Raw genomic sequence first — 13,131 nt, forward strand, 5'->3', positions numbered from 1 at the left:
CTTACCGCTTATAATCTCGTCCGTTTAGAGATGGTGGCGATAGCAAAAGAGGCAGAGGTTGCACCCACTCGAATTAGTTTTACGGCAGCAATAAGTCTGATAGATACCCAATTGAGGTGGCAGGCTCTATCACCTGATGGAAAGTTGCCCGCTAAATTGAAGCAAATGCGTGCCGATATAAAACACTTTATCTTGCCTGATAAAAGAAAGCACCGAACGTATCCACGTTCAGTGCTTTATATACCTAGCCGCTATCCACTTAGGTTTAAACAGTAATGCTTATCCGAACGGCATTACTTCAAAGAAGTGCTTTTAATAAATTAATTGCGCTTAGGCATTAATAGGGTTCTGTTTATGCGCTCGGTAAAGACAAAGTCGTAATTCCCAGCATTTTTTGCATCACGCCCACTACCTGACAGCTATAACCAAATTCATTGTCATACCAAACATACAAAATTGCACGTTTACCTTCTGCAATTGTTGCTTGAGAGTCAACAACGCCAGCATAACGCGAGCCCACTAGGTCACTAGAAACAATCTCAGTAGATTCAGTAAAATCGATTTGATTACGCAGCTCTGAAGTTAATGCCACATCTTTAAGATATTCATTTAATTCGTCACGGTTTGTTTCACCGTTTAAATTAACACTAATGATAGCCATTGACACATTAGGTGTCGGAACACGTATCGCATTACCTGTTAGCTTACCTTCAAGCACTGGTAATGCTTTAGAGACAGCTTTAGCAGCACCTGTTTCAGTAATAACCATGTTTAATGGCGCGCTGCGGCCACGGCGATCAGCACTGTGATAGTTATCAATCAAGTTTTGATCGTTCGTATAAGAGTGAATGGTTTCTACATGGCCATTTTCAATACCGTACTTATCATTAACTGCTTTTAGAACCGGTGTAATAGCATTAGTCGTACAACTAGCAGCAGAAACAATGATGTCTTCTGGTAAAATGTCATTTTCATTGACACCATAAACAACATTTTTAATAGCGCCTTTAGCTGGAGCCGTTAACAGAACCTTACTGGCACCTTTACTCTTAAGGTGCAAACCAAGGCCTGCTTCATCTTTCCAAATACCGGTATTATCAACAACCAGTGCATCATTAATACCGTACTGGGTATAATCAACTTCATCAGGTGAATTAGCATAGATTATTTGAATGTAAGTACCATTGGCGATTAATGCGTTGTTCTCTTCATCAACTTCAACAGAGCCATTGAAAGAACCATGCACTGAATCACGACGTAATAAGCTAGCACGTTTTTCTAAATCGCCTTTCTTGCCACCACGAAGTACGATAGCACGAAGACATAATTTGTTGCTTTGGCCGGTTTTTTCAATCATCAGCCGTGCTAATAACCGTCCTATTCGACCAAAACCGTATAGCACAACATCTTTAGCGGCAACATCATCACCAAAATTTATGCCCGCTTCTAAAGCGTGAGTCATATAAGATTGAATTTGTGATGCATCAGAGTGTTCACGCCAGTAATTAATGGCAAGCTTGCCAATATCGACTTTACAATGCTTAACTGACAATTTACTTAACGCTTCTACAAATGGGAAACTTTCGCGTAAGCGTAACTTATCGCCAATGTGACGACGAACTAAGCGATGCGCTTTAATAATTTCTATTGTTGATGCGTTTAAAAGTGGTTTACCAAAAATTAAGACTTCAACGCCTTGATTACGGTATAATTTCCCAAGTAAAGGCTGCATAGCCTCAGCCATTTCGAAACGTTCTTGCCAACTTTGTAGGTGTTTATCAGCGCTCATTAAAAAGATCCTTTATCTCATATTTCAGCTTTGTTGCAGAAAGAATTGAGTAACAAAAAGAAAAGACCAATAATCAGATTATTGTATGGTTATCCCTTATTAGTCGCCGTCATTGTAATGAAATTTGGCGCATTTCACCAGTAAGAAATTTTTACTAAACCTGTAATTTTATTAGAAAAATCACCATCCGGAGCCAGTTTTGAACAAAAGTTTAGTAATAATTACATCATTTTCTCTATTCGCTGCATTATTCGGCCTTTTCGGTTGTGATGTTGGTCGAAATAGTGACGCCATTTGTAAAAAAAATCCTGAACTTTGTGCCGATTTACACCAAGATAGTTGGTGTTTAGTAGAAAAAGGCGACTTAATTCGCAGTCGTTATCAATTAAAGCAGATAGAAACGCCTTCAGGAAAGTTACTCTATGAGCAACTCATTAAGCTTGAGTCTTATAGTAAATGCATCGAACTTGCTGCCGGGGTTAAACATGTTATTAATACACACCGAACAGAAGATCGAGAACGTGCTTATGCTATCAGTACCCAAAACTTAGGCCAATTAAGACAATCCACTCAAGATAACCCTGACCTTTATTTGGCTTACTACCGCTGGACCACTTTTAATGATGGTGATTCACGAGATGCTGTCATAGCGGCTGAGCAATCAGGTCAGGTTACAGAAGTTTTCATGTTGTCCCACATTGCCAGTTATTATCTAAAGACAAATATTAGCCAATCAAAAGCACTGTATTTATCGCTTTTAGCTAACTCAAACGCAGAAACTTTGGATTCAGACTGGCTTTTAGGTTTAGCTAGCATTTATCGACGTGAACAAAATCCACAAAATGAATACTTGTTTACCAAAGCCAATTTGTTGATGAGTGATTATGTGGCTTCTGAGCAGAGACTGTTAGCTTTAATTAGCAATAATAAAGCCTTGGCAGCCAAATTAGACCTCGATGCGCAAAAGTTAGTTAACCAACTTTCCTTAGGACAATTCGATATCAGCCAATTTAAAACGCGAATTGATTAAAAAACTAGCGCATTATTAACTACAATGAACACATTATATTTTTCACATTTTTGTTGATGACTTACAAAAAAACACAAAAAGTGTGTGATATATTGAATTCTGTAAATAAAATACAGACATTTGACGCTTAAATTGCCATTTTTCGGCTTTTTTACTTGACGAAAATCGTTAATTTGGTAATTTTACTACCATATGATTTACGAAACAGATTTTATAATCACTTGAGGGATATGCAATGACTATCCGTGTAGCAATTAACGGCTATGGCCGTATCGGTAGAAATGTTTTACGTGCGCTTTATGAAAGCGAAAAGGATTACCCAATTGAAATCGTTGCACTCAACGATTTAGGTGATGCTTCAATTAATGCTCACCTTACCAAGTATGATTCAGTTCACGGTCGTTTTAACGCTAAAGTTGATCATGATGATGAAGCAATTTATGTTAATGGCGATAAAATCCTTACTTTCCAAGAACGTGACCCTTCAAAATTGCCTTGGGCAGAATTGAATGTTGATGTTGTTTATGAATGTACTGGTATTTTCACTTCTAAAGAAGCGGTACAGCCACATTTAACAGCGGGCGCGAAGAAAGTTATTATTTCAGCACCAGGTAAAAATGTCGACGCGACAGTTGTTTATGGCGTAAACAATGACGTACTAACTGCTGACATGACTGTTATTTCAAATGCTTCTTGTACAACTAACTGTTTAGCGCCTTTTGCTAAGCCGTTAAATGACGAGATTGGTATTGAATCAGGTTTAATGACAACTATTCATGCTTACACTAACGATCAACGTTTATCAGATGTATACCATACTGATTTACGCCGTGCTCGTGCTGCTGCAATGTCTATGATCCCTACGCAAACTGGTGCTGCGGCAGCTGTAGGACTTGTTGTACCTGAGCTTCAAGGTAAGTTTGACGGTTTAGCCGTTCGTGTACCGACTGTAAACGTATCTTTAGTTGATTTAACCTTTGTTGCTGGTCGCGACACTAGCGTTGATGAAATTAATGCCATCATCACTAAGGCAGCACAAATTGCGCCATTGAGTGAAGTACTGGCAGTTAATGAAGAGCCATTAGTATCAATCGACTTTAACCATAATGCGTTTTCATCAAACTTTGATGCGACACAAACACGCGTTAATGGCCGTTTGGTAAAAGTTATGTCTTGGTATGATAACGAATGGGGTTTCAGTAACCGCATGCTAGATAATACCGTTGCACTTATGAATGCTAAGTAATTCATAGCAGTCATTTGACTAACATGAAAAAGCCCTGCAATTGCAGGGCTTTTTATTGTCGGTCATTTAGCTTAGTAATACTAAGCTAAATCTTACATACTAAATTAGGCGTTGCCTTTTACTTTCATATTAAGGGTCTGAGCAAAATTTAGCATTCTATTAAGTGGCACTAACGCATCATCACGTAAAGCGTCATCAACAAACACTTCATGGGTTGTTTTATCTACACTACTTAGCGATGCTTCAATCGCTTGAAGACCATTCATAGCCATCCAAGGACAATGGGCACAGCTTTTACAAGTGGCGCCATTACCGCCTGTTGGCGCTTCAATAAGTGTCTTACCTGGCGCTGCTTGTTGCATTTTATAAAAAATGCCACGATCAGTTGCTACAATGAATTGCTGATTATCCATCATTTGTGCAGCTTTAATTAACTGACTAGTTGAACCCACTGCATCTGCTAGTGCCACTACATTTGCTGGTGATTCTGGATGGACGAGTACGGCAGCATCTGGATATTGTATTTTTAATTCACGTAAGGCTTTTGCTTTAAATTCGTCATGAACAATACAATCACCCTGCCACATCAGCATATCGGCGCCCGTTTCTTTAGCGATATAACTGCCTAAATGTCTGTCTGGGCCCCAGATGATTTTCTTGCCTTCACTATCTAAGTGTTCAACAATTTCAAGGGCGATACTTGATGTAACAACCCAATCTGCACGCGCTTTAACAGCGGCAGAGGTGTTAGCGTAGACCACAACGGTATGATCTGGATGAGCATCGCAAAATGCCGAAAACTGCTCAATTGGACAACCAATATCAAGTGAACAGGTAGCATCTAAAGTGGGCATTAGAATGGTTTTTTCAGGGCTAAGAATTTTAGCCGTTTCGCCCATAAATTTAACGCCAGCAACAATTAACGTTTTAGCAGGATGATCACGACCAAAGCGTGCCATTTCTAGAGAATCAGATACGCATCCACCTGTCTCTTCTGCTAAGGCTTGAATTTCAGGATCAGTATAATAATGTGCAACAAGAACCGCATTTTGTTCTTTTAAAAGCTGTTTTATTTTTTGTTTATAATCAGCCTTTTCGGCTTCAGTTAATACAGCGGGTTTTGCGGGAAAAGGATATTCGATTGAAGCGATATTCGGTGCCGAAGTGATCATTTTGAGTCCGAGAAGTTACAACGTTTGAGTATTATACAAAATCGGCCCATAAAATTAAAGGACGCTTTCGCGTCCTTTAGTGTATCTGGCTAACCTATTTTGAAACTGATGGAATCAGCGCATTGCTAATAACATCTCTTGAGGTTGTTCCAGATATAGCTTCCATAAATTACAAAAACGGGCAATGGTGCCACCATCAATTACGCGATGATCACCAGACCAGCTAACTTGCATTATTTTACGTGCTTCAACTTCACCGTTTTCATTAAAGCGCGGCAGGGTTTGTAGTTTACCCAACGCGACAATGGCTACTTCAGGTTTATTGATGATTGGCGTTGCCACTGTGCCACCGAGTGCACCAATATTAGAAATAGAAATCGTGCCACCTTTAAGATCTGCAGGTGAAACACGGCCACTGCGAGCAGCAGTGGTTAAACGAGTAATTTCAGCAGCAACTTCTAGGATAGATTTGTTTTGCACGTCTTTAACATTAGGTACTAACAAACCGACTTTTGAATCAACGGCCATACCAATGTTATGGGAAGCTTTATACGTCAGCTCAGTACATTCAGAATTGACCTGACTATTCAGCACAGGGAATTCGTTAATGGCTAACGACATTGCTTTCATGAAAAATGGCATCATTGTTAGCTTAACTTCATCTGTAGAGTAGCGTTGCTTCATTTCGGCGCGCAAGGCAACTAAATCTGTTAAGTCAAACTCTTCACAATAGGTAAAATGCGGTATGGTCGAAACAGACTCGACCATCATTTTCGCCATAACCGCTTTAACACCTTTGATAGCTTCGACTTTATCAGTTGCGCTGGATTCTATTGTCGCTGACGTAATAACTGCTGCGGCTTGGTTATTGGCCACAGCAGTAGAAACTGTGGTAGATTTTGGCTTCGCTGCAGTTAAGTGGCTTTCAATATCTTCTTTATAGACACGACCACTTTTACCAGATCCTTTCACATCGGCAATATTGATATCTAAGCTACGGGCTAAACGTCGCACTGCAGGACTGGCTAATGCTTTGCCTTGTACAACAGGCTCAGATGAAACATTTACAGCCGCTTGGGTTGCTGGTACATCAGTTACAACGGTATTTGCTACTGAGGTAGATTCAACTTCGATGGCAAATAAAGGTTCATGTACTTTTGCAAGCTGGCCTTTTCGATAATGAAGTTTAACAATAGTGCCATTTTTTATTGCTGGAATTTGAACCAAAGCTTTGTCTGTCATCACATCAGCAATCGGTTGATCTTCAACCACGCTATCGCCTTCTTCGACTAACCACTCAACCAGTTCACACTCTACAATACCTTCACCAATATCTGGCAATAAAAACTCTTCAATCGCTTTACCCGTTACAGGGGCTTGCGGCGCATGTTGAATCGAGTCATTGCTCGGTGTATGGCTTACGTCATTTTTTGCTGCCGGCTCTGTCGAACTGACAGAAGGTTCGGCAGCAGTTGCATCCATATCGACCGCATAAAGTGGTGCATGTACTTTAGCAATATCGCCTTTGGCATAATACAGCTTAGTAATAACGCCACCATGTGGTGCAGGAATTTGCACTAAAGCTTTATCGGTCATGACATCTGCGATGGGTTGATCTTCAACGACTAAGTCGCCTTCTTTAACCATCCAATCGACAAGCTCACATTCAACAACACCTTCACCAATATCCGGCAAAATAAAATCTTTTATCATATCTTGCTCCTAGAAATTAACTGATGCTTTAATGGCTTCAAATGTTTTAAGCTCATCTGGCATGTATTCTTTTTCAAGAATAAGCGGGTATGGTGTATCTAAGCCACATACTCGACTAATGGGTGATTCAAGGCTTAAGAAACATTCCTGCTGAATTGTTGCGGCAATTTCACCTGCAAATCCACCTGTTAATGGCGCTTCGTGATTTATTAATAGCCGTCCCGTTTTCTTAACTGAAGCGGCAACGGTGTCAATATCCCAAGGTGCCAAAGTGCGCAAGTCGATAATTTCAGATGAAATACCTTCTTTTTCAGCCATCAGCGCTGCTTTTTCAAGGATTTCCATTTGTGCGCCCCAACCTAGTAAAGTGATATCAGTACCTGATTTAACCACTTCTGCTTTACCTAGCTCGATCTCATAATCGCCAGCGGGCACTTCGCCAACTGAAGCACGATAAAGACGTTTAGGCTCAAAGAAAATAATTGGATTAGGATCACGTATAGAGGCAAGTAACAGCCCTTTTGCTTGCTCTGGGTTACGTGGAATAACAACTTTCAAACCAGGCGTTTGAGTAAAGTACGCTTCTGGAGATTGCGAGTGATAATGACCACCTGCAATACCACCACCATAAGGGGTTCTAAAAGTCAGTCCGCCAACATCAAACTGATTACCACTGCGGTATCTGAATTTTGCTGACTCATTAACGATTTGGTCAAAGGCTGGAAAGATATAATCAGCGAATTGGATCTCTGCCACAGCAGTCATGCCATTTGAGGCTAAACCATTCGCAAAGCCTGCAATACCTTGCTCGGTTAATGGTGTATTAAAGCAACGATCACGGCCAAACTTTTCCTGTAATCCTGATGTCGCACGGAAAACTCCACCAAAGTGGCCAACATCTTCACCAAACACAACCATTCTTTCGTCAGCGGTCATCGCAATTGATAACGCATCATTAATGGCGTGTAACATGTTCATTTCAGCCACGATTAAACTCTCCCTGCACTTTTAGGATACGACTTAGGATATTTTTTGATGTGTTGCTTTAGTTCAGCTAATTGCTTTTCTAAAACTGGTGTCGGCTTGTCTAATACATCAGTGATGAGCAGATCAATATGAGGCAACGGTACTTTTTCAGCCACTTTAACCGCATTAAGCACTTCTTCACGATATTTCTCATAAAAACCAATATCGTCTTTTTCATTTAGCCAATCTTTGTTAATCATCCAAAGTTTGAAACGTTTAACCGGATCGTGTTGCTCCCATTTCGCTTCTTCTTCTTTAGAGCGATAACCTGAAGGATCATCTGAAGACGAGTGCGCCCCTAAACGGTACGTCATGGCTTCTATCAATACTGGAGCATTATGCTCCAGTGCATAAGCACGCGCCTGCTGAGTTGCAGCAAGTACCGCTAACATGTCATTACCATCAACACGTATTGTATGCATACCATAACCAACACCACGACTGGCAATGCCATTACCTGCAAATTGCTCTTCAGTTGGCGTTGAAATCGCGTAACCATTGTTACGACAGAAAAAGATAGTTGGCGATTTTAATACCGCAGCCATATTTAGACCGGCGTGGAAATCCCCTTCAGATGCTGCACCTTCACCAAAATAGCAAATGGCAACATTGCGTTTGCCTTGTAATTTAAAGGCGTGGGCGACACCTGTCGCTTGAGGTATTTGGGTTGCAAGAGGCGATGAAATAGTTTGGTAATTGAGTTCTTTACTACCGTAATGAATTGGCATTTGTCTGCCTTTACCCAAATCTTTTTCATTACTGAACATTTGGTTCATAAATTGCTCAGTGGTAAAGCCACGATAGCGTAAAGACGCATGTTCACGGTATTGCGCTAAAATGACATCACCGTCATCAAGGGCTGCGGTACTGCCGATGATAGAAGCTTCTTCACCCGTACAGGTCATATAAAAGCTGATTCGGCCTTGTCTTTGGGCACTTAACATACGTTCATCTAATACTCGGGTAAATACACAAGTATCATAGATCCGCTCAGCTAAGGCTTTATCGATAACAGGCATAACGGCGTTTTCGTAAGTTGTGCCGTCTGCTTGTAGAATTTTTAAAATCGGAATGTGCAATGAAGCTTTGTCTAAGAAGCTGACACGATGCACTGTTTCATTATTCAGTGTTGCGTTGCTCATATTGTGCTCTTGTTATTTGTAGCCTTAAAATTTAAAGCCTAATTATTATATGCGAACGAACATTACGTTAACGTAAACTTACTATCAACTATTGTTCATTCCTGTTAGTGAATATCATGTCATATAAAATGTATATCTAGCTTTACAACTTATTGAATATCTTCATTGGGTGCTGGCACTAGACATAATACTGTACGTTGACCCACAGGTACATTTTCATTAGGAAAAACGATAGCTTCATAAGGATGTATAACCTTGATTTCTGCGCCAGCTTCCGTTGCTAATACATGGTTTTGTTCAAAACCTGTAAAGTTTACTGTAGATTTATCAAAGGTAAATTTAAAATCATCGACATGCTTATAGATCGAACGGGACACTTTATATAAGTTAAGTTTGTCTTTATCAAATGCTGGCAAACTGAGTTGTTGCTCAGTCAGTAGTAGTCGTAACATATTCTTAGTATTGGCAAATTTCACCATATCATTTTCGCCAAATGGCATCACTTTACCCAATTCAACAGTAAAAGCATCGGCATTAAATTGCTCAGATGAATAATAGCTAAATGTGGTTGTGGGTTCGTGATGGAATAAAATCGTATCAACATCGCAAGCGGCTAAAAACATCATTTGCTCAGCACTAAAACTGCGCCCTGGCCTGTAAGGATAAATCGCAAATTTTTCATGTTTAGACGGTTTTATAGCGGTATGTAAATCGTAATGTATTCGTTGTGAGCTATTATTTTGTCGATAGAAATCCGCTACATATTCCTCTAGTTTTTTTGCTCTTATTCTTTCTTTATTTGATAAACCTAAACCGGAAGAATGTGCCCCACTGAACAAACGATTCATATTTTCTTCTACAAAGCGTGTTTGGGTGAGTATGGAATCTGGATTACCAACTATAAACAAAACTCTATGTTTTGTAACGATTTTTTCTTTTAATAAATTACTTATGAGTTCGTTACAGATTTCAATAGGTGCTGTTTCGTTACCATGTATGGCACAAGATAAAACAATGTCTTTAGTCGAGCCTTGAGCTGGCTCAAAACAAATGATCCCGTTATCTAAAATCGTTACTGTTGTTTTATTTGACAATTCAAAGCGCTGTGCTGGCACCTTGTTATTAATGTTAGTTAACGTAAATGCTAAAAAATCTTTGTCATCCATTAATTGTTGAAACACGCTGACTCCTTGAATGCGGCTTTAAATATTGAATGGTTTCAAACGGTAGTCGGATTCTATCACATCTAGGGGAAGCTAACGTTAAGTAACATTTAACAGAGTGTAAATCTTTGCTTGCATTATCTATAAGATTAAATATACTTTTAGCCATCTAGACTTCTTTACGGGTATCGTATGACTATAGCAACTTTTGGTGCAGGCTGTTTTTGGGGCGTTGAATATTTTTTTAAGCAAATAAATGGTGTCGTTGCAGCACAATGCGGTTATATGGGCGGAAATGATAAATTCCAAACCTACGAACAAGTTAAAGCAGGAACAACTGGCCACGCAGAGGTAGTCAAAGTAGAGTTTGATGACAATGTCGTTAGCTATGAAGAATTACTAACTGTTTTTTGGCAAAACCACAATCCAACCACATTAAATATGCAAGGTGGTGATATCGGTAGCCAATATCGAAGTACCATTTTTTTCCATAGCAAAGAACAAAAATTACTCGCCGAGCAATCTAAGTTGTCGCTTATTCAAAGTGGCAAATGGGGCTTACGACAAATTGTAACTGAAATTGTACCGGTTCAAACCTTTCATCCGGCAGAAGAGTATCACCAAAACTATCTAGAAAAGAATGACTTACCAAGTTGCCATATTAGTTACTAGTTTATAATAGGCTAATGCGATAAGTCCTTGGTGCCTTTTGAGTACAGTATCGATTGCCTCAATCTATATCTTAGAGCAATCGCTACTTTACCCCACCCTGTAAATTCCCTACAATCCATGCAAATTGCTTAAGGCATGTAACGGAGAAATACAAAAATGAGTCAAGCTCGTCATATTAACCTGTTAATTTTAGGTTCTGGCCCTGCTGGTTACACCGCTGCGGTTTATGCAGCTCGTGCAAATTTAAAACCTGTCATGATCACTGGTATGCAACAAGGTGGTCAATTAACGACGACTACTGAAGTTGAAAACTGGCCAGGCGATGCTAATGACTTAACCGGTCCAGCATTAATGGCAAGAATGCAAGAACATGCAGAAAAGTTTGATACTGAAATTATCTTTGATCATATTAATGAAGTTGATTTTAGCCAGCGCCCTTACCGATTAAAAGGTGACAATGGTGAGTTTACTTGTGACGCATTAATCATTGCAACTGGTGCATCAGCCAAATATTTAGGCCTTCCATCTGAAGAAGCATTTATGGGCCGTGGCGTTTCAGCTTGTGCCACATGTGATGGTTTCTTTTATCGTAATCAAAAAGTGGCTGTTGTTGGTGGTGGTAACACTGCTGTTGAAGAAGCACTTTATTTAAGTAATATTGCTTCTGAGGTGCATTTAATTCACCGTCGTGATTCTTTCCGCTCAGAAAAAATCCTGATCAACCGCCTAATGGACAAAGTTGCTAATGGCAATATCATCCTACACTTAGATCAAACTCTTGATGAAGTCGTCGGTGACAACATGGGTGTTACCGGTCTTAAAATGAAGAGTACTAAAGATGAATCAATTTCAGATTTAGAGGTTGCTGGCGTATTCATTGCGATTGGTCATAGCCCAAACACCGATATTTTTGATGGTCAACTTGATATGAACTACGGGTACATTACCGTAAACAGTGGTCTTCAAGGTAACGCCACTCAAACAAGTGTTGAAGGCATTTATGCTTGCGGTGACGTAATGGATCAGCATTATCGTCAAGCTATTACTTCAGCAGGCTCTGGTTGTATGGCAGCATTAGATGCAGAGCGTTACTTAGACGCACAAAAGTAATATTGAGTTTTGATGAAAGCCAACTATTTAGTTGGCTTTTTTGTTTTCAATGAATACAACACCACTTCTACATCGCCTTCGACATCTGGATGCAAGCGTTTCTCAATATAGTCCATACCCAACTTTTTCATTATATTAATTGATGCTAGGTTTTGTTCATCTGCTATTGCTGAAAAATGCTTTATGTTTTGTTCAGTAGCCAGTAGATGTTGCATGACAGCTTGAGCGCTTTCGGTTGCAATTCCTTTACCCCATGAAGACTTTTTAAATCGCCAGCCAATCTCAAGGTTGTTATAGTTGGGAGCTTCACTAAAAAATCCCATTGGTCGTATTAAAATCCAACCAAGAAAGTCTTGCTTACCATTTGAAGGCTCACATTTGTTAAATACTTTCCATAAGCCCCAGCCTTTTGCTGGCGTTAAATAGCGAGCAAGTCGCGGTATATAGATGTCTTGAATGTCTGCCTTTGAGGTTGTTTTGCCACCGTTGATGTATTTCATTACTTGAGGATCTTGATCTAAGTCGAAAAGTAAATCTGCATCATCTAAAGTCATTAACTCAATGGTTAATCGCTGCGTTGATAAGTGGTTATCCATAACACGATCCCTAAAATCAAGCTTTCAATCAGGGCATTGTAAATTTCAGGTATAAAAAAAGGAACCCTAAGGTTCCTTTTTTAAAGAATAATAACTAATTACTTAGCTAAAGCTTCTTTTGCTTTTTCAACTAAAATTGTGAAAACAACTTTGTCGAATACAGCGATGTCAGCCAAAATCTTACGATCGATTTCGATCGAAGCTTTTTTAAGACCGTTAATGAAACGGCTATAAGAAAGACCATTTTGACGAGATGCCGCATTGATACGTGCAATCCAAAGTTGACGGAATTGACGTTTCTTTTGACGACGGTCACGGTAAGCATATTGACCAGCTTTAGTTACTGCTTGAACAGCAACACGGAAAGTACGAGAGCGAGCTCCGTAATAACCTTTGGCTAATTTAAGTACTTTCTTGTGACGAGCACGAGCGGTTACACCACGCTTAACTCTAGGCATTGTTCATATCTCCT

At 39.7% G+C, this 13,131-nt stretch carries 12 protein-coding genes and 1 pseudogene; 5 read left to right on the forward strand and 8 right to left on the reverse strand.

Annotated elements, in window-relative coordinates; genetic code table 11:
- A pseudogene (locus BM739_RS11835) lies at nucleotides 1-276 on the forward strand (IS4 family transposase); the annotation flags it as partial.
- 76 nt (nucleotides 277-352) lie between these two features.
- Here BM739_RS11835 and BM739_RS11840 read toward each other — a convergent pair.
- A complete protein-coding gene (locus BM739_RS11840) occupies nucleotides 353-1,789 on the reverse strand; it encodes a glyceraldehyde-3-phosphate dehydrogenase (protein WP_076540871.1) in 1,437 nt (478 codons plus the stop codon).
- A 199-nt stretch (nucleotides 1,790-1,988) separates the two neighbouring features.
- On the opposite strand from BM739_RS11840, the gene BM739_RS11845 reads away from it, so the two are divergent.
- Both BM739_RS11845 and gap read left to right on the forward strand, forming a co-directional pair.
- Entirely contained in the window at nucleotides 1,989-2,819 is an 831-nt protein-coding gene (locus BM739_RS11845; RefSeq protein WP_076540873.1) for a DUF2989 domain-containing protein, read from the forward strand.
- A gap of 235 nt (nucleotides 2,820-3,054) precedes the next feature.
- Nucleotides 3,055-4,065: a type I glyceraldehyde-3-phosphate dehydrogenase gene (gene gap, locus BM739_RS11850; protein WP_076540875.1), complete on the forward strand. Its 1,011-nt coding sequence runs from the start codon at nucleotides 3,055-3,057 to the stop codon at nucleotides 4,063-4,065.
- 104 nt (nucleotides 4,066-4,169) lie between these two features.
- Here gap and nadA read toward each other — a convergent pair whose 3' ends face one another.
- The 5 genes from nadA to astE all read right to left on the reverse strand — a co-directional run bounded on the left by nadA (nucleotide 4,170) and on the right by astE (nucleotide 10,299).
- Nucleotides 4,170-5,237, reverse strand: a complete 1,068-nt coding sequence (gene nadA, locus BM739_RS11855; RefSeq protein WP_076540876.1) for a quinolinate synthase NadA — start codon at nucleotides 5,235-5,237, stop codon at nucleotides 4,170-4,172.
- Nucleotides 5,238-5,351: 114 nt separating this feature from the next.
- Complete coding sequence (locus BM739_RS11860; RefSeq protein ID WP_076540878.1) at nucleotides 5,352-6,950, reverse strand: dihydrolipoyllysine-residue acetyltransferase; 1,599 nt, start codon at nucleotides 6,948-6,950, stop codon at nucleotides 5,352-5,354.
- A gap of 9 nt (nucleotides 6,951-6,959) precedes the next feature.
- A complete protein-coding gene (locus BM739_RS11865; RefSeq protein WP_076540880.1) occupies nucleotides 6,960-7,937 on the reverse strand; it encodes an alpha-ketoacid dehydrogenase subunit beta in 978 nt (325 codons plus the stop codon).
- A 2-nt stretch (nucleotides 7,938-7,939) separates the two neighbouring features.
- Nucleotides 7,940-9,118 carry a thiamine pyrophosphate-dependent dehydrogenase E1 component subunit alpha gene (locus BM739_RS11870; protein ID WP_076540881.1) on the reverse strand — a complete coding sequence of 393 codons (1,179 nt, stop codon included), beginning with the start codon at nucleotides 9,116-9,118 and terminating at the stop codon, nucleotides 7,940-7,942.
- A 149-nt stretch (nucleotides 9,119-9,267) separates the two neighbouring features.
- On the reverse strand, nucleotides 9,268-10,299 hold the full coding sequence (gene astE / locus BM739_RS11875) for a succinylglutamate desuccinylase (RefSeq protein WP_076540883.1): 1,032 nt from the start codon (nucleotides 10,297-10,299) through the stop codon (nucleotides 9,268-9,270).
- Between the two features lie 174 nt (nucleotides 10,300-10,473).
- On the opposite strand from astE, the gene msrA reads away from it, so the two are divergent.
- Complete coding sequence (gene msrA, locus BM739_RS11880) at nucleotides 10,474-10,953, forward strand: peptide-methionine (S)-S-oxide reductase MsrA (RefSeq protein ID WP_076540884.1); 480 nt, start codon at nucleotides 10,474-10,476, stop codon at nucleotides 10,951-10,953.
- Nucleotides 10,954-11,109: 156 nt separating this feature from the next.
- Nucleotides 11,110-12,063 (forward strand): thioredoxin-disulfide reductase, encoded by a 954-nt coding sequence (trxB, locus tag BM739_RS11885; RefSeq protein WP_076540886.1) that lies wholly within the window; start codon nucleotides 11,110-11,112, stop codon nucleotides 12,061-12,063.
- 23 nt (nucleotides 12,064-12,086) lie between these two features.
- On the opposite strand, the gene BM739_RS11890 is transcribed toward trxB, so the two are convergent.
- Both BM739_RS11890 and rplT read right to left on the reverse strand, forming a co-directional pair.
- Nucleotides 12,087-12,659, reverse strand: coding sequence for a GNAT family N-acetyltransferase (locus BM739_RS11890; protein ID WP_076540887.1), 573 nt, complete (start codon nucleotides 12,657-12,659; stop codon nucleotides 12,087-12,089).
- Nucleotides 12,660-12,757: 98 nt separating this feature from the next.
- Complete coding sequence (gene rplT, locus BM739_RS11895) at nucleotides 12,758-13,117, reverse strand: 50S ribosomal protein L20 (RefSeq protein ID WP_076540889.1); 360 nt, start codon at nucleotides 13,115-13,117, stop codon at nucleotides 12,758-12,760.
- Nucleotides 13,118-13,131: the final 14 nt, after the last annotated feature.

It is taken from the genome of Shewanella sp. UCD-KL21, assembly GCF_001957135.1.
GTDB lineage: Bacteria > Pseudomonadota > Gammaproteobacteria > Enterobacterales > Shewanellaceae > Shewanella.

Excerpts from the sequence above, each read along its gene's own strand:
- BM739_RS11840 (WP_076540871.1), bottom strand. The coding sequence starts at position 1,789 with ATGAGCGCTGATAAACACCTACAAAGTTGGCAAGAACGTTTCGAAATG.
- gap (WP_076540875.1), top strand. The coding sequence starts at position 3,055 with ATGACTATCCGTGTAGCAATTAACGGCTATGGCCGTATCGGTAGAAAT.
- nadA (WP_076540876.1), bottom strand. The coding sequence starts at position 5,237 with ATGATCACTTCGGCACCGAATATCGCTTCAATCGAATATCCTTTTCCC.
- BM739_RS11860 (WP_076540878.1), bottom strand. The coding sequence starts at position 6,950 with ATGATAAAAGATTTTATTTTGCCGGATATTGGTGAAGGTGTTGTTGAA.
- BM739_RS11870 (WP_076540881.1), bottom strand. The coding sequence starts at position 9,118 with ATGAGCAACGCAACACTGAATAATGAAACAGTGCATCGTGTCAGCTTC.
- msrA (WP_076540884.1), top strand. The coding sequence starts at position 10,474 with ATGACTATAGCAACTTTTGGTGCAGGCTGTTTTTGGGGCGTTGAATAT.
- trxB (WP_076540886.1), top strand. The coding sequence starts at position 11,110 with ATGAGTCAAGCTCGTCATATTAACCTGTTAATTTTAGGTTCTGGCCCT.
- BM739_RS11890 (WP_076540887.1), bottom strand. The coding sequence starts at position 12,659 with ATGGATAACCACTTATCAACGCAGCGATTAACCATTGAGTTAATGACT.
- rplT (WP_076540889.1), bottom strand. The coding sequence starts at position 13,117 with ATGCCTAGAGTTAAGCGTGGTGTAACCGCTCGTGCTCGTCACAAGAAA.